The sequence below is a fragment of the Kiloniella litopenaei genome, from assembly GCF_000982415.1.
Classification (GTDB): Bacteria; Pseudomonadota; Alphaproteobacteria; order Kiloniellales; family Kiloniellaceae; genus Kiloniella; species Kiloniella litopenaei.
Genome location: NZ_LANI01000020.1, coordinates 60,554 through 77,179, shown reverse-complemented (window position 1 = coordinate 77,179; position 16,626 = coordinate 60,554). Strand labels below are relative to the sequence as shown.

Genomic DNA, 16,626 nt, shown 5'->3' with positions numbered 1-16,626 from the left:
GCTTAGTTTACAACGAAGACTGCGCGACGGTTCTGAGACCATGCTTCCTCGGTTGAACCAAGAACAGCTGGGCGCTCTTTACCATAGCTAACGACCTGAACACGATTCGGATTTACACCCAAAGCAACAAGGTAATCGCGTACAGAGTTTGCACGACGCTCACCAAGAGCCAAGTTGTATTCACGTGTTCCACGCTCATCAGCATGACCTTCGACAGTCAAAGTCACAGCTGGGTAGCTGTTCAACCAAACTGCAAGTGCTTCAGTTGTTTTCTGACCTTCGCCCTGAAGATCGCTTTGGTCATAACCAAAGAAAACACGGTCACCAACGTTTACAACGAGGTGTTCCAGAGAACCAGGCTGTGGTCCCTGAATAGATGAAGAACTTACAGAGGAGGACTGGTCAGTTGTACCAGTTGAAGCAGATGAACCGTCGTTAGATCCGTCTGCATTGTTATCAGAATTGCTGGCACAAGCACTTAGGAACAGTGCGGCTGCAAACATTGTGAGCAACTTAAAGCGCATAATTTTTTCGCCCTCTCGAGTAATACCCGAATACTAAAATTGTTAGGTGATCTGTCTGAAGCAACAGATCAACGAAGAAACTCAATAAACCCCCAGTTACACCGATTAAATCGGGAAACGTCCCCGACTATAACGATATTACTGTTATTTATCAAGCATACAGCTTATTGCAATAGTGGAGACCAAGCTGGATCAACTCCATCAAGAGGCGTAACAACCTCTCTTTCGTTATATCCGGACAGATCAACCGTATAAACTTTGCTTTTCACCTTACCGCGGCTATCAGACTTACCCTGCTTGTAATAAGACAGAACCCGACCATTCGGGGACCACGTTGGCCCTTCAACATGGTATCCCTCTGCCAGCATACGCTCGCCAGATCCATCAGGTTTCATCACCCCGATATAGAACTTTCTACCGGAAAGACGTGTAAAGGCAATCAAATCACCACGTGGAGACCAAACAGGTGTCGCATAACGTCCTTTGTTAAAAGAGATTCTTTTAACATTGCCGCCATTAACATCCATAACATAAAGCTGTTGGCTACCACCGCGGTCCGAGTTGAATACAACCTTGGATCCATCAGGTGAATAGGACGGTGACGTATCAATAGCGGGGTGATTTGTCAGACGAGAAAACTTTCTGGTCCTCAGATCCATTGTATAGATCTCGGTATTCCCACGATCAGCCAAGCTCATCACCACAGAGTTTCCATCGGGAGAGAATCGCGGCGCAAAACTCATTCCCTTGAAGTTTCCAAGGGTTTCTTCCCGACCTGTTTGCAGATCAAGAAGCTTTACCTTTGGAACATTCCCCTCGAATGACAAATATGTGATCTCTTGTGATGTTGGCGAAAACCGAGGCGTAAAGACGTCAAATCTGCCATTAGTCAGGAATTTATGGTTAAATCCATCCTGATCCATAATTGCTAGTCGTCTTTGGCGTCGATTCTGAGGCCCAGTTTCAGACACATAGACAACGCGGGTATCAAAATACCCCTGTTCACCTGTCAAACGCTTATAGATCGCATCAGATATCTGATGTGCGATCCGTCTCCAGTTCGTACGAGTGGAGGTATAGGAAAAGCCCGTCATCATGTTTTCCGCATAAACATCCCAAAGACGAAATTCGATCCGGACCTTGCCATCACCTTGAACCTGGGCTGCCCCAGTTACCAGTGCTTGAGCATTGATCAAACGCCAATCACCAAAGCGAACACCGACCCGAAGAGAGTTCTGATCCTGGATAAAGGCTTTATTATCGATAGGCTTGAACAAACCTGTACGCTCGAGATTGGCAGAAATTACCTCAGCAATATCCCGTCCGATCAACTGTGCTTCTGGCTGCCCACCATTAAAATCAGCAACAGCAACGGGTAAAGGTTCCACAAAACCTTCGGTAATATTTACATTGATTTCAGCTTGGGCAGGAATAGTTCCTATCACAATTCCCAACACGCTGATCGCGGTAATCAGCAAGCCGCGCGTTGCCTTTATTAACATCACTGTTCTTCTCCCGTTCATTGCCCGAACATTTTTGACGGATCAAATCGAATATTCATCACTTTCCAGTCATCATGCAGATCATCTGGAAATTTATAAGGTCCGCACTCAACAAGTGCTTTACCTAGCTCGTTAGATAGTGCGTTAAAAGCATCATCATGATTGAAACGCTCAGGATCAACAACGATAACCTCTTCCACCTTACCATCACGAGACAACTTCATTGATAACTCAACAATAGTATCTAACGAAGAATTAGGGCTAAAATTTGTTTTCCAACATTCGCCAATTTCTTTAACAGAAGTAATTGGCTCAGCTACCGCCACACTCTTTAAACACAAACACACCCCACAAAATAACCATGACAAAGCGCGTTTAATGCGAGGCCTTAAAATCATTGCCCAAACATCTTAGACGGATCAAATTTCAAGTTTAGTGTTTGCCAATCAGAATAGAGATCAACGGGAAGCTTATAAGGTGCACAGCTAATAACAGCACGTCTGGCATTTTCAGCCGCGGTTCTGAAATAAGCATCTTTGTTAAACCTATTTTGATCAACAATCTTAACGCTATTAATACTGCCGTCCTGGCGCATTTGCATAGTGATCTCTACGATCATTTCATCAGCTTGTAATGCACCAGCATCTACCCGCCAGCAACGTTTCATCTGTTGTTGAAGTGATCTTTGAATATCATTGATCTGCGCAGCAGAGGCCCGCTGTCGTGTTGGCGTTGTTGGCGCCTTACCTTTGGTCGTCGTTTTCTTTGGTGCAGACTTTAGCTTATCTACATTTTTCAAAATCGACGTTAGCGCATCAACCTTTGCTTCCGGCTCTTTCTCTTTCTTCACCACTTCTGTTTTGGGTTCCGGACGCTTAGGCGGCTTGGGACGTGCCTTGGGTTTTGGCGGCAAAGCCTTTTTAACTTCCTCAGGTTCCGGTTCTATATTTTCAATTATTTCCGGCTCTGGCGCTTCGACCTTCAAAGGTTCCGGCTCTGGAACGGGCTCCGGTTCAGGAGCTGGTTCGGGCTCAGGAATAGGTTCAGGCTGGGGCTCAGGCTCAGGAGCCGGCTCTGGAACAGGCTCGGGTTCAGGTTGTGGTTCTGGCTGAGGGGTCGGCTCTGGCTGGGGTTCAGGTTCCGGTTTTGGTTCCGGCTTTGGAAGTTCTTCTGACTCTGGTTCAGGAATATCCTGTTCAGGAGCAGGCGGTTTCTCCAAATCAAGCTCTGCAAGCACCACAAATTCAACAGGGACAACCTGCTCGGCAAGGAAGGGCTTGTTAAAGCGTGGTAATCCAAAAATTACAAACGCCAACAACGCCATATGCATTAATAAAGAAACAGCAATGCCTGTACGCATATTCTTAGCGACTACTTCTTTTCTTTGGGTAATTCAGCAATCAAAGCGACCCTGTCATAACCCGCACTGTTAACAAGGCTCATTACCTGCATGACCCGTCCGTAATCGATGGCTTTATCGCCCCGCACATAAACCCGCGTATCCGGTTTATTTTCTGTGATCGCATTCAGCCGAGGAACCAGTTGCTCTTCGGTAACCTTGGTTTCTTGTAGAAAAAGCTCACCCGTCGCGTTTACCGAAATAACCAAAGGTTCTTCCGACGCATTCAATGTTTTGGCTTGTGCTTTGGGCAGGTCAACAGGCACACCAACGGTTAGTAGAGGTGCCGTAACCATAAAGACAATCAGAAGCACAAGCATAACATCCACAAAGGGCGTTACGTTGATATCACTCATCGGCTTGCGGCTAGAACGTTTCCAACGACCGCTGCCTTTGGATGAACCACCACCAAGTGTCGGGGCTGCCATTCTAGTGCTCCTCTAGCTGACGCGAGAGAATGGCACTGAATTCACCGGCAAAAACCTCCAGCCGTGCGCCATAACGTCCGATATCACTGGATAGCTTGTTATAGGCCAGCACAGCAGGAATAGCGGCAACAAGACCAAGGGCCGTCGCAAAAAGCGCCTCTGCAATCCCCGGAGCAACTACAGCAAGGCTTGTGTTTTTAGAGGCAGCAATAGAGGTAAAGGCGTTCATAATGCCCCAGACCGTCCCGAAAAGACCGATAAAAGGAGCAGAAGAGCCTACAGAAGCGAGAAAAACCATACCTCTTTCAAGGATGTCCATTTCCCGATTCAGACTAATATCCATCACACGGTCAATACGCTGTTGCAAACTAACACGGGCATGATCGCTACGGCTGCCATTGCCACGGCTACTTGCCCGGCGCCATTCGCGCATGGCCGAAATAAAGATACTGGAAACAGGATCAGAAGGACGTTTTTCGATACGATCGTAAAGATCATCCAAAGAACCGCCAGACCAGAATGCTTCATCGAATTGATCCGCGCGACGCCGCAAGCTTCTTAGCTTCACGATTTTATCAATCATGATTGCCCAAGACCAGATAGAGGCAATAATGAGAATAAAGATAACGATTTTCACAATCAGGTCGGCTTGAAGAAACAATCCCCACACACTGAGATCATGCACGGCTGCAGCGCCACCCAATGCAACGGAATCAACGACTTCGCCACCAAGACCAACTGTCTCGACTGTTTCTATAACTTCATTTGCCATCGGCTTTGACAGCTCCTTTTAGCACCCTAAACTCATTCCCCAAACTTACGTCCAAGCCTACAGCCCGAACTTACTCAAAGTCTGACTTATTTCTGATGGGATCCTTGCGGGTCCCCCCCTTTCATCCACACAAGCGATACGGATATCGCAGTGAACCAATGGAACATCGTCCCGATAAATAATCTGTTCAAATGAAAAACTTGCGCCTTTCATTTGGGTAATTCTGGACTTCACAACCAGCAAATCATCAAGATATGCTGGTTGCGCGAACTTAAGAAAGCAATCTTTTACGGCAAAAAAAAGGCCAAAACGCTTACTAAGATCAGTTTGCTGAAAATCGAGCAGCCGCAAAATCTCTGTCCGGGCGCGTTCGGCAAACTTCAAGTAATTGGCGTGATAGACAATTTTAGCATTATCTGTGTCCTCGTAATAAACACGTACAGGATAGTAATGGCTGCCTTTTTCAAATGCCCCGCTTAGGGGAAGGTCACAAATTTGTTTCATGCCAGTTCCAGCTAACTATGCCCCAATTACCCGATTTCATTACTATCGCCTGGGCTATCTTCTCGTACTCCTGCACCTGAGAGCAGGTCCATTTGAGATGATCTTCGGGCCTTAACCTCAACAGGTTCGTTTAGACCCAGATATTTATATCCCGTCGAACTGAGCAAACGCCCCCGCGGTGTTCGCTGTAGAAAACCCTGTTGGATCAAATAGGGTTCAATAACATCTTCAATAACATCCCGTTGCTCGGATAAAGCAGCTGCAAGGGTTTCTGCACCAACAGGACCACCGCCATAGTTTTCTGCAATAACACGCAGATATCGGCGGTCCATGGCATCAAGACCTTTTTCGTCAACATCCAAACGGCGCAAGGCCACGTCGGCATCAGCAGCTTCAATCAAATCAACCCCCGCGACAGCCGCGAAATCTCTTACCCTGCGCAACAGACGGCCAGATACCCTTGGCGTTCCCCTTGCCCGGCGCGCAATTTCGAAAGCCCCGTCATCACTCATGGGTGCTTCGAGAATTTTGGCACCTCGGGCAACGATTTGCTGTAGTTCCTCTGGCTCATAGAATTGAAGCCTTAGCGGAATTCCAAACCGTTCCCGCAGTGGTGTTGAAATCAATCCGGATCGTGTTGTGGCCCCAATCAAAGTAAAGGGCGGCAGATCGATTTGAACCGATCTTGCGGCTGGTCCTTCCCCGATAATCAAATCCAGCTTAAAATCTTCCATAGCCGGATAAAGTATTTCTTCGACAACAGGGGACAGACGATGAATTTCATCGATAAAGAGAACGTCGTGGGGCTGCAGGTTAGTCAAAATAGCAGCCAGATCCCCGGCTTTAGCAATAACGGGCCCAGATGTTGCCCGAAAGCCAACACCCAGTTCACGGGCAACAACCTGTGCCAAGGTTGTTTTACCAAGACCCGGTGGCCCAAAAAACAACACATGATCCAGTGCATCACCGCGCTGTTTCGCAGCCTCAATAAAAATATGCAGGTTTTCACGTAGCTGACGCTGCCCGATAAACTCCCCAAGGCTGAGCGGGCGCAAGGACTTCTCGGCACCATCACCTTCGGAAAATTCATTTGATACTAATCGATCATCACTCACCGCATTAACTCCGCAAGACCACCGCGAATAAGCTCTTCAAGCGGCGTATCAGCACCCTGCTCACTGGATATTTTTGCGACGGCGCTATAGGCCTCTGAACGTCGATACCCCAGATTAACCAACGCCGAAATTGCATCTTCTGAAATTGCCATTGGTGTTGCCGCAGCTTTTCCTTCAGATGCAGAACTATCCACAATTTCACCCGACGTTCCCAGTGAAAGCTTGGCAATTTTGTCTTTTAATTCGTTCATAATGCGGATAGCCAACTTTGGCCCAACACCATTAGCACGGGTTATCGTCGTTTTATCCTGCGCAGCGATGGCTACGGACAATTCATCCGGAGATATGGCAGACAAGATCGCAAGACCAACTTTCGCCCCAACTCCCTGAACAGTGCCAAGCAAAAGATACCATTCCTTTTCAGCTGCCGTCGCAAAACCGAACAGGTGAATGTGGTCTTCTCTGACATGAGTTTCGATCAACAGGCTTGTCACTTCACCTTCGCCGGGAAGAACAGAGAGCGTGCGGCTGGAACAAAAAACAATATATCCAACGCCACCGACATCGAGCATAACCCAGTCATCCCCTGTGGAATCAACCTTTCCGGTCAGCTTTCCGATCATCTAAATTTCTTCCCCCACGCTTTACCTGTTTTTTTGACCGCTCTTGGGTCTTCAATGCCTGCTTTTTTCAAGGCAGCACTAATCGGATCTTCGGTTCCTTCTGCCCACTTGCGACCAGTAGAAACATTATGGGCATGACAGATTGCAATAGCTAGGGCATCCGCCGCATCAGAAGAGGTAATTTTACACCCCGGCAACAGACGTTCAACCATCATCTGAACTTGATCTTTTGTCGCGTGACCAGTTCCAACCACTGATTTTTTGACAATCATTGGCAGATACTCGCCAACTGGTAAACCAACCAGAGCCGGTGTTATCAGGGCAATACCACGCGCCATACCAAGCTTGAGAGTTGAACTTGGATTTTTGTTGGCCAGTGTAATTTCAACAGCGGCTTCATCGGGCTGATAATCGGCAAGAACTGCCTGAATTCCGTCATGGATTTCAACAAGCCGTCGGGGTAATTCGTTCGTTGACAGCGTTTTCACAACACCATTTGCAATATGGTGCAGTCTGCTGCCTTCAGATTCAATGATGCCCCACCCGGTAAAACGAAGGCCGGGATCGATTCCTATGATCCGCATACTTTCTGGACCCGGCCTCCTTTATAACTTAACCAGCTGTCAGCTTGGCCATAATTTCATCGTCGATTTCAAAATTCGCACTCACATTTTGAACATCGTCGTTGTCATCAAGCGTATCAATCAACTTCAACATTGTCGAAGCCTGATCTTCGTTCAGGCTGATGGTATTTTGCGGCTTCCATTGCAATCCAAGTTCCGTCGGGGGGCCAAATTTTTCAATCAAGGCATCACGAACATCCGCAAAATCACTCGGATCACAAATGATTTCGTGATCATCATCCGTGCTCTCCACGTTATCAGCGCCAGCTTCAACCGCCGCTTCAAACATAGCATCGGCATCCGCAACAGATGCGGGATAAGTCAAAGAACCGACACGATCAAACATGAAAGAAACGCTACCCGTCTCGCCCAGATTACCACCAAGCTTGGAAAAGGCCGTGCGAACTTCCGATGCCGTTCTATTACGATTATCTGTTGATGCATCAACAATCACGGCCACGCCAGCCGGACCATAACCTTCGTAACGGACATCTTCATAGTTCGCGACATCTTCACCGCCAGCAACACGTTTAATAGCGCGATCAATGTTATCTTTTGGCATGTTCGCAGCACGTGCTGCCATGATGGCATTACGCAAAGTTGAGTTTTGTTCTGGATCCGGCAACCCGGAACGGGCTGCAACCATAATTTCGCGGGTGTGGCGTGCAAAAATTTTCGCACGTTTTTTATCCTGAGCACCTTTGCGGTGCATAATGTTCTTAAATTGTGAATGGCCTGCCATGAGCAGAATTCCTAGCTCTTGTATTATTAAACGGTATTTTTAATTGCCTTCTAGCAGGATTTCGCGGCGAGAAGAACCCCTAATAGAATTGTTTTCTTCTTTCCAACAAGGGTAAAGCCAATGTTCAATACGATTTATCTTTATAAATATTCGAAATCTGCGCTAAATTATTAACTAAAGTTTAAGCTAAAATACCCAGAATAGACTAGCATCAACAACAGAATGTGTTTTCTGGATCGGGTACATATCATGGCAGAGAAATTTCATATCCTCGATTTCCCCGAGGACAGTCAACTTGATGAGAAAGAATTTTCAAAGCTAGCGGAACAAGCTGCTGATCTGACCGAAGACTATGCGTTTTATGCCAATCTTGATGCTTTGAACACACTTCTTGAAACAGCCTCGCCCACGCCGAAGAAAACTTTAGAAGCTTCATCACAGGCAGCATCTATTGCCAAAGATACTCTTCAACAAACCAGCATGATGATTGATGAGGTACAGCGATTTAAATCTCTATCAAAAAAAATCGCCAAACACTCCTGACTCCTTCACACTTCCCCGGCTTTCGCTAACTTTTGGACTCAGCAAAGTTTTAGAGCAGGAAAATTCTGGACTCTGAAAAGTTAATCAACCCTTGGAATTGTCTGAGACAACCGGCCGCCAACACGAACGGGTTCTACGCGTGTCGCTAAACCCGTCGTATCATCTGTCTCTATATACAATGCGCACAAGGTGGCTTCGCCCACCGCGGGACTCATTCGTTCTGTCGGCAGCTTTTTGGTGAAGCGAGCCACGGGGACTTCTTTTTTCATCCCGATCACCGAATCATAATCCCCGGTCATACCAACATCGCTCTGATAAGCCGTACCATTCGGCAATACGGTATGATCAGCGGTTGGTACGTGAGTATGGGTACCAACAACGAGGCTAACCTTACCATCCAGAAAATGCCCCATAGCCATTTTCTCGCTGGTCGCTTCCCCGTGAAAATCCACCACGACAGCAGAAAGCCCCTGTTGCCCCATCTTGTAGCGATCCAGTATTTTGGAAATCGCCGCAAAGGGATCATCCAACGGGTCCATAAAGACGCGCCCCATGGCGTTCATAACCATAATTTTACGGCCACCCGGCACCTCATAAAGCGCTGCCCCCCGCCCCGGCGCACCTTCGGGATAGTTCAAGGGGCGCAACAAACGATTTTCATTGTTTATATAGACCATACAATCACGCTGGTCCCAGCTATGATTCCCGCCAGAAACAACATCTGCGCCATGATCAAAAAACTGTTTACAAATTTTTTCTGTGACCCCGAAGCCCGACGCTGCATTTTCGCCATTCACAATAACGAAGTCCAGTTTCAGATCACGGCGAAGTCCCGGCAAGTGTGCAACGATTGCATCGCGACCAGAACGCCCGACAACATCACCACAGAACAATAATCTCATAACAATCTCTTTAATTTACGGGTTACTGAAGAAGGTAACCTTCGTTCAATACACCGTCCTACTACCCTTTGCAGGGCAGCTTGGCAAAAGATTTACCTGAATGAACCCAGACACCAATACCGAATAAGGTTTCAAAAACTTCGTGCAAAACAATCAAACCATAGCGGTTAAAACGAGAACCCACATATCGTAACGATCACAAAATCAGGAAAACTCAATAACTTCCTGTTCAGTTACGATATAATTCAGAGGTTCGTCATAAGGCCCGCGAATAACTGCGGGCATTTCCTGCCCAGCATAGGCAATACCGATAGCCGTAACGGATTTTTTAGCCCGTAATTTATCCAGCGTTCGATCATAGAATCCACCACCATAACCCAGACGATACCCTGCGCGATCAAAGGCAAGAAGTGGAACGAAAAGAACATCAGGCTCTAATTCTTCCTTGTCAGCACCAGGCTCTTTAGTCCCAAAGCCAGCGTCATCCAGTTCATCGCCAGGGGCCCAACTACGGAAAATCAATGGTTTTCCAGCCCCCAACATAACGGGAAGTACCGGTTTGAAACCTTTAATATTTAGGGCATGCAACAAAGGCATGGGATCAAGTTCATCCCCCAAAGGCCAATAGGCTGAAACAACAGCCTTCGCAGGTAATGAAATTTCTTCAAACAAGCGTTTGCATAGACGTTCAGCAGCATCAGGACAGCGCCTGTAGGCCTCAACCCGGTTCTTCTTGGCCTCTTTACGAAGCAGTTTTTTCTGCTGATCAATCTCGTCAACAATCGGTGTGTTCATCATCCCCTCCAAATTCATAGCCATTCACCCCAAAGGGGTCTAATAAACCAGAGAGGAAAACGTGGTGCCGCGGCAGCCGTCGGCTCAAAGTCCTCTTGCGGCCTGCATAAGCAGGTGGGCGCCATATACCGAGACCACGATCCCGGCAGGGACAGCTCCCTAAAGAAGATTATTGGCCCCAGGGATTTTACCAGCCTAACGCACCCCGCAGCACCAGTGAGATCTTTTACTGATTTTCCAATCGGGCAGCAATAGATTCCAAGCGATCAGCACAACTTTCCAGCGCGCTTGCGACTTTCTCTGCTTCAACTTCGTCAGCAGCGGTATCTTTTTTGCCATTACCGGATTTGCCATCATCAATCTGGATATAGGCTTCGTGTAACTCGTCCGCAAGAAGCAGGCTTGCCATAAGCATTAAATGAGCTTCGCTTACCTGCCCCATTGATCCTTTAAGTTCATCAATCTTCTGATTAATATACTTTGCCAAACCCAAAAGATGATCTTCCTGCCCATCCTGACAACCAACTGAATAGCGGCGTCCGTTCACGTTTAGTGTTACTTGCGCCATATCCTTAATTCTCCAGCGAGGCAGAAAGTTGCCCGATCACATTATCCAAGCGATCACTGACTTCTTGTTTCATGGTTTTAAGCTCAGCATTCTCTTTCAAACTTTTATCCAGATTTGTTTGCAGCTTTTGAAGAGCATCACCGGATTCGTTTGATGTGGCATCAATGTTTTTCTCAATTGTATCCACTGCAAGAGCAAGGCGCTCCACAGCTTTCAGTAATCTTGTCATATCAAGAAACAGCCATTTGCTGATTTTTATCCCCAGATTCAGTAACCCAGCCCAATTACTGGGTAATATCAATATTCACCAGAATAAGATGCCCATCTTACATAGGTCAACCGCCTGTCTTACAAGTCTTTTCATTGTGTCCTTTATAGGGTCATTTATTCAAACATGACAGCCATTCCTCAGATCACTGTTGACCTTGGCCCTGCAAAGGGGCATTTTGCCGCCGTTAATGGCCCCCTGTCTTGTGCATAACAGACAGGATAATCTGAACCCAACCGGGGACCTTGAATATGACTGCACTGCGCCTTCCCGTATCTGCTGCGGACGCCGCGCCAGGTAGCAACCACACTGATATGGCAAATGCCATTCGTGCTCTTTCCATGGATGCCGTTCAACGCGCGAACTCTGGACATCCAGGAATGCCAATGGGCATGGCTGATGTAGCTACCGTACTTTACAGCCGTTTTCTTAAATTTGATCCATTGCGCCCTGACTGGGCAGACCGCGACCGTTTTGTTTTGTCTGCTGGTCATGGATCAATGCTGATCTATTCCTTGCTGCATCTGACTGGTTATCCAGACATGACAATGGATCAGATCAAAAACTTCCGCCAACTGGACAGCATCACAGCTGGTCATCCTGAATTTGGTCATGCACCTGGCATCGAAACAACGACAGGTCCTCTGGGACAAGGGATTGCGACTGCTGTTGGTATGGCACTGGGTGAGCGTATGATGAACGCCCGCTATGGCGATGAGATTGTTGACCACTATACCTATGCGATTGCCGGGGACGGCTGCCTGATGGAAGGCATTAGCCACGAAGCAATTTCAATGGCGGGTCACCTGAAACTGAACAAACTAATCGTTCTATTCGACGACAATGGCATCACCATTGACGGCTCAACGGATATGTCCGTTTCTGATAATCAGATCAAACGCTTTGAAGCCTGTGGCTGGGATGCCGTTGCGATCGATGGCCACGACCCCGAGGCAATTGCCGCCGCAATAGAAACCGCGCGCAACAGTGACAAGCCTTCTTTGATTGCCTGTAAAACAGTAATTGGTTTTGGTGCTCCGACAAAAGCAGGCACATCCAAAACTCACGGCGCGCCGCTTGGCGATGACGAAATTGCTGGTACCAGAGAAAAAATTGGCTGGCCACACGCTCCGTTCGAAATTCCTGAGAATGTTCTCAAAGCATGGAGATCAGCGGGTGAACGCGGTGCAGAGTTTTCTGCGGCATGGGATGCTGAACTTGCGAAGCTTCCAGCAGACAAGCGAAAGCTTTTCGAAGACCAGATGGCAGGCAAATTGCCAGATGGCTGGAAAGAAACGTTTCAGGCTTACAAAACCAAACTGAGCGAAGAAGCACCAAAGCTGGCAACACGCCAGTCTTCCCAGAAAGCTCTGGAAGAGCTTACTGCGCTGATCCCGCAAATGATTGGTGGCTCTGCTGACCTAACAGGCTCTAACAACACCAAGTCTGGTGTTCAGGGCCCTGTAAGTGTAGACAACTATGGTGGCAGCTATATCTATTACGGTGTACGTGAACACGGAATGGCAGCTGCAATGAACGGTTTGGCTCTACACGGTGGATTTATTCCATACGGTGGCACCTTCCTGGTCTTCACTGACTATTGCCGTCCGTCCATCCGTCTTTCTGCGCTGATGAAACAACGTGTTATCTATGTGATGACCCACGATTCCATCGGCCTTGGTGAAGATGGCCCGACACACCAACCTGTTGAACACCTCGCTTCACTTCGGGCAATCCCGAACCTCAACGTCTTCCGCCCTGCGGATGCTGTTGAAGCTGCGGAATGTTGGGAGCTGGCACTTGAGAGCGAAAAAACACCATCTGTTATAGCTCTGACCCGTCAGGGTCTGCCTGCACAGCGCAAAGATATCTCCGTAAACTATTCTGGTTACGGTGCTTATATCCTCAACCCGTCTGTTCTGGACCGCCAGGTAACACTTCTTGCTTCGGGTTCCGAAGTTGAAATTGCGATTGCAGGCCAGAAACTTCTTGAAGAAATGGGCATTGGTACAGCTGTTGTATCCATGCCATGCTGGGAACTGTTTAAACAACAGCCACAGCATTATCGTGACGAAGTTCTCTCCCCCGGTACGCTTACAGTTGCCGTTGAAGCTGCTCTTCCGTTTGGATGGCACGAGTGGATTGGATCACAGGGTGCATTTGTCGGGATGACTGATTTCGGTGCGTCAGCCCCGATTGATCAACTCTACAAGAAGTTTAAAATTACACCTGAAGCAATCGTAGACGCGGTTAAAGCACGTCTATAAAGCTTGGGATCTGTTAAAGGATTTTAGATATGACTGAATCACTTGCAGATATTGCACAAGCTCTTGTAATCAGCGGCAAGGGTATTCTTGCCGCTGATGAGAGCACAGGCACCATAAAAAAGCGATTTGATTCAATAAGTGTTGAGTCAACCGAAGACTCTCGTCGCGATTACCGCGAACTTCTGTTCCGGGCGAAAGGCGGGAATAACTTTATCAGCGGCGTCATTCTCTATGATGAAACTCTTCGTCAGAATGCAGCTGATGGCACGCCCCTGAGCAAGGTACTTCAGGATCAGGGCATTATCCCCGGTATTAAAGTTGATCTTGGTGCCAAGCCACTTGCCGGACACGATGCCGAAACAATCACCGAAGGTCTCGATGGCCTGCGAGATCGTTTGAAAGAATATGCCAAGCTTGGTGCCAAATTCACCAAATGGCGCGGCGTTTATAAAATCACAGATGAAACTCCAAGCTTTGCCGCTGTCAGCGCGAATGCTCATGCCTTGGCACGTTACGCTGCGCTTGCACAAGAAGCCGGGCTGGTTCCCATCGTTGAGCCAGAAATCCTGATGGACGGCGATCATGACATCAATGTTTGTCAGGCAATTAGCGAAGAAGTCCTTCGTTCCGTTTTTGCCGAATTGGCAAATCAGGAAGTCGAACTGGAAGGTATTCTTCTAAAGCCAAACATGGTGATTGCCGGACAGGATTGTCCCGAACAAAATTCTGTCGAAGAAGTCGCTGAACGCACCGTTGCAACCCTCTTGCGTTGTGTACCAGCTGCTGTTCCGGGCATTGTTTTCCTTTCCGGCGGTCAAAGTGATGAACAGGCAACAAATCATCTCAACGCCATGAACAAGATCAGTAGCAACCTGCCATGGAAGCTCAGCTTCTCTTATGGTCGTGCGCTACAGGCAGCCCCCCTCAAAGCTTGGGCTGGTAAAAAAGAAAATGCCGATGCAATGCAACAGGCGTTTTTGAAAAGAGCCGAAGATAATAGCAGGGCGTCGACAGGCACCCTCGATTAATCTTCACCCTAATGAGCACCCCATCCGAAAGGCTGGGGTGTTGTATTAAGAGGCAAAAGCCTCAAACATTTGTAACTAAATAAAGAAAATAGGTTCCAAACCATGACAGTCAAAGTTGGAATCAATGGTTTTGGTCGCATTGGTCGCCTCACGCTTCGTGGGGCAATTGAAACCAATCGTGACGACATCGAAATCGTTGCTATTAACGCATCTGGCGATCCCTCTATCCACGCCCATATGCTTAAGTTTGATTCCGTTCACGGTACCCTCAATGCCGAGGTCGATGCGGATGAAGAAAACCTCATTATCAACGGCAAGAAAATCAGAATGCTGCATGATCGTGACCCGGCTAAATTGCCATGGAGCGATTATGGTGTTGATATTGTACTGGAATGCACAGGTGCCTTTAACAATGTAGAGGGCTCATCCCTTCACATGGTTGGTGGTGCAAAGAAAGTTTTAATCTCTGCCCCGGCCAAAAAAGGTTGTGATCTGACTGTCGTGTACGGTGTTAATCACAAACAGCTTCAGGCCGACCATAAAATTGTATCCAACGCATCGTGCACAACAAACTGCCTGGCCCCGGTTGTTGACGTTCTTCAGAACCAAATCGGGATCAAGAACGGTTTTATGACAACCACGCATGCTTACACAGGTGACCAGACAACGGTTGATTCCAAGCATAAAGACTTGCGCCGTGCCCGTGCTGCCGCCGTTTCAATGATCCCGACATCCACAGGTGCTGCCCGCGCAATCGGCGAGGTTCTTCCAGAGCTGGAAGGCAAGCTGGAAGGAAACGCAATTCGCGTTCCAACCGCCAATGTCAGCTGTATTGACCTCACCTTTACTGCTGAGCGGGATACCACGGTTGAAGAAATCAATAACGCGATGATTGATGCCTCAAAAGGGTACCTGAAAGGCGTTCTGGGTATTAATGCCCTTCCACTGGTTTCCTGTGACTTCAATCACAACCCGTTCTCGTCTGTTTTTGATACAACACAAACACAGATTATCGGTGGTAACTTTGTTCGTGTTCTGGCCTGGTACGATAACGAATGGGGCTTTAGTCTCCGGATGCTGGACACAGCGGTCGCAATGGGAAAACATCTGTAAAAGAAACAGATTTTCAATGCATGTGAATGGGGTTCATCTGAACCCCATTTTCTTTTGACCTTGTTGAAGCACGCTTTTTCATATCTTTTTCATGCTTTTTTGACACGACCTATTCGCTTTTGTGATATGAGCTATTCTTTTCTATCCATTGCCAGCCTTCACCCGCTTAGGTATGAAAAGACATGAATTCAGAAATCTATCTTCTTACCCCCACAGACCTGTTGTCTGATGAAAAAGACGTCGAACGGTTCAAATCCTCGTATATTCAGGCTTTGGACGGTGGCGGGATTTCCTGTGTTTTACTTAGCGGGACAGCGAACACCCCGGCAACGCTGGAAAAGGCAGTCGAAATACTAAGACCTGTGACACAGGAACGGGATATTGCCTTTCTCATAGAAGATGATTTTCAGAACGCCAAAGCTTTGGGGTGTGACGGTGTACACCTTAATAATGCTGATCGTTATAAAGAAGCGCGCGAGTTTTTAGGTGCAGATTATATCGTTGGCGTGGACTGTGGTATATCCAGACATGACGCGATTCTGGTTGGCGAGGCCGGGGCCGATTACGTTGCCTTTAATAACCGACGCCCCTTACCCGAAATTGATGATCCGGATGTTCGTGAATTTGAAGAAGGCGGCCCCAAAGGTTTGGAGCTTTTGACCTGGTGGCAAACAATGATGACGCCACCTTGCGTGTCCATGGATGATATCCCTATTGAAGCCATAAAATCACATGCAGCTGCCGGGGCTGACTTCATTGCCATCCAAACCGCCATATGGAACCATACAGATAATCCGACAACGGCAGTCACAGAAGTAAACGAGGCGATTGCCTGAACGCTTAGGACCTGATAGTTTCCCCAGCGAAATAAAAGTACACACACTAATTGATGTTATTTGACAACTGAAGA

The 16,626-nt window shown here is 47.6% G+C and carries 20 protein-coding genes and 1 other RNA gene; 5 read left to right on the top strand and 16 right to left on the bottom strand.

Annotated features, from left to right (window positions below; translation table 11 throughout):
* Nucleotides 1-2: 2 nt before the first annotated feature.
* The 11 genes from pal to WH95_RS13790 form a co-directional block, all read right to left on the bottom strand.
* The gene (gene pal / locus WH95_RS13840) at nt 3-524 is read right to left on the bottom strand and encodes a peptidoglycan-associated lipoprotein Pal (RefSeq protein WP_046508273.1); all 522 of its coding nucleotides are present in this window, start codon (nt 522-524) and stop codon (nt 3-5) included.
* Nucleotides 525-688: 164 nt separating this feature from the next.
* A complete protein-coding gene (gene tolB, locus WH95_RS13835) occupies nt 689-2,026 on the bottom strand; it encodes a Tol-Pal system beta propeller repeat protein TolB (RefSeq protein ID WP_046508270.1) in 1,338 nt (445 codons plus the stop codon).
* Nucleotides 2,027-2,043: 17 nt separating this feature from the next.
* Nucleotides 2,044-2,424, bottom strand: a complete 381-nt coding sequence (locus WH95_RS13830) for a hypothetical protein (RefSeq protein ID WP_157845973.1) — start codon at nt 2,422-2,424, stop codon at nt 2,044-2,046.
* Nucleotides 2,421-3,386, bottom strand: a complete 966-nt coding sequence (locus WH95_RS21295) for a hypothetical protein (RefSeq protein WP_052742029.1) — start codon at nt 3,384-3,386, stop codon at nt 2,421-2,423. Before WH95_RS21295 ends, WH95_RS13830 begins: the two co-directional genes overlap by 4 nt.
* 11 nt (nt 3,387-3,397) lie before the next feature.
* A complete protein-coding gene (gene tolR, locus WH95_RS13820) occupies nt 3,398-3,853 on the bottom strand; it encodes a protein TolR (RefSeq protein WP_046508266.1) in 456 nt (151 codons plus the stop codon).
* A gap of 1 nt (nt 3,854) precedes the next feature.
* Complete coding sequence (tolQ, locus tag WH95_RS13815; protein WP_046508264.1) at nt 3,855-4,625, bottom strand: protein TolQ; 771 nt, start codon at nt 4,623-4,625, stop codon at nt 3,855-3,857.
* 57 nt (nt 4,626-4,682) lie between these two features.
* On the bottom strand, nt 4,683-5,129 hold the full coding sequence (gene ybgC / locus WH95_RS13810) for a tol-pal system-associated acyl-CoA thioesterase (protein ID WP_046508262.1): 447 nt from the start codon (nt 5,127-5,129) through the stop codon (nt 4,683-4,685).
* A gap of 26 nt (nt 5,130-5,155) precedes the next feature.
* Nucleotides 5,156-6,244 carry a Holliday junction branch migration DNA helicase RuvB gene (gene ruvB, locus WH95_RS13805; protein ID WP_046508259.1) on the bottom strand — a complete coding sequence of 363 codons (1,089 nt, stop codon included), beginning with the start codon at nt 6,242-6,244 and terminating at the stop codon, nt 5,156-5,158.
* On the bottom strand, nt 6,241-6,867 hold the full coding sequence (gene ruvA, locus WH95_RS13800; RefSeq protein ID WP_046508257.1) for a Holliday junction branch migration protein RuvA: 627 nt from the start codon (nt 6,865-6,867) through the stop codon (nt 6,241-6,243). Before ruvA ends, ruvB begins: the two co-directional genes overlap by 4 nt.
* Nucleotides 6,864-7,451, bottom strand: a complete 588-nt coding sequence (gene ruvC, locus WH95_RS13795) for a crossover junction endodeoxyribonuclease RuvC (RefSeq protein ID WP_046508255.1) — start codon at nt 7,449-7,451, stop codon at nt 6,864-6,866. The genes ruvA and ruvC overlap by 4 nt, the downstream gene beginning before the upstream one ends.
* 28 nt (nt 7,452-7,479) lie before the next feature.
* The gene (locus WH95_RS13790; RefSeq protein ID WP_046508253.1) at nt 7,480-8,232 is read right to left on the bottom strand and encodes a YebC/PmpR family DNA-binding transcriptional regulator; all 753 of its coding nucleotides are present in this window, start codon (nt 8,230-8,232) and stop codon (nt 7,480-7,482) included.
* 249 nt (nt 8,233-8,481) lie between these two features.
* Here WH95_RS13790 and WH95_RS13785 point away from each other — a divergent pair, with 249 nt between their 5' ends.
* Entirely contained in the window at nt 8,482-8,775 is a 294-nt protein-coding gene (locus WH95_RS13785; RefSeq protein WP_046508251.1) for a hypothetical protein, read from the top strand.
* 80 nt (nt 8,776-8,855) lie between these two features.
* On the opposite strand, the gene WH95_RS13780 is transcribed toward WH95_RS13785, so the two are convergent.
* The 5 genes from WH95_RS13780 to WH95_RS13765 form a co-directional block, all read right to left on the bottom strand.
* The gene (locus WH95_RS13780; RefSeq protein WP_046508249.1) at nt 8,856-9,677 is read right to left on the bottom strand and encodes a TIGR00282 family metallophosphoesterase; all 822 of its coding nucleotides are present in this window, start codon (nt 9,675-9,677) and stop codon (nt 8,856-8,858) included.
* Between the two features lie 204 nt (nt 9,678-9,881).
* Nucleotides 9,882-10,490: a 5-formyltetrahydrofolate cyclo-ligase gene (locus tag WH95_RS13775; RefSeq protein WP_052742028.1), complete on the bottom strand. Its 609-nt coding sequence runs from the start codon at nt 10,488-10,490 to the stop codon at nt 9,882-9,884.
* 42 nt (nt 10,491-10,532) lie between these two features.
* A non-coding RNA gene (gene ssrS, locus WH95_RS21005) (6S RNA) lies at nt 10,533-10,689 on the bottom strand.
* A gap of 9 nt (nt 10,690-10,698) precedes the next feature.
* Complete coding sequence (locus WH95_RS13770; RefSeq protein WP_046508248.1) at nt 10,699-11,040, bottom strand: cell division protein ZapA; 342 nt, start codon at nt 11,038-11,040, stop codon at nt 10,699-10,701.
* Between the two features lie 4 nt (nt 11,041-11,044).
* On the bottom strand, nt 11,045-11,269 hold the full coding sequence (locus WH95_RS13765; RefSeq protein WP_157845972.1) for a hypothetical protein: 225 nt from the start codon (nt 11,267-11,269) through the stop codon (nt 11,045-11,047).
* Nucleotides 11,270-11,559: 290 nt separating this feature from the next.
* Here WH95_RS13765 and tkt point away from each other — a divergent pair, with 290 nt between their 5' ends.
* From tkt to WH95_RS13745, 4 genes are all read left to right on the top strand, one after another.
* On the top strand, nt 11,560-13,575 hold the full coding sequence (gene tkt, locus WH95_RS13760; protein WP_082114154.1) for a transketolase: 2,016 nt from the start codon (nt 11,560-11,562) through the stop codon (nt 13,573-13,575).
* 29 nt (nt 13,576-13,604) lie between these two features.
* Entirely contained in the window at nt 13,605-14,603 is a 999-nt protein-coding gene (locus WH95_RS13755) for a class I fructose-bisphosphate aldolase (RefSeq protein ID WP_046508244.1), read from the top strand.
* 102 nt (nt 14,604-14,705) lie between these two features.
* Nucleotides 14,706-15,716 (top strand): type I glyceraldehyde-3-phosphate dehydrogenase, encoded by a 1,011-nt coding sequence (gene gap, locus WH95_RS13750; RefSeq protein WP_046508243.1) that lies wholly within the window; start codon nt 14,706-14,708, stop codon nt 15,714-15,716.
* A gap of 182 nt (nt 15,717-15,898) precedes the next feature.
* The gene (locus WH95_RS13745; RefSeq protein WP_046508241.1) at nt 15,899-16,552 is read left to right on the top strand and encodes a thiamine phosphate synthase; all 654 of its coding nucleotides are present in this window, start codon (nt 15,899-15,901) and stop codon (nt 16,550-16,552) included.
* Nucleotides 16,553-16,626 lie beyond the last annotated feature (74 nt).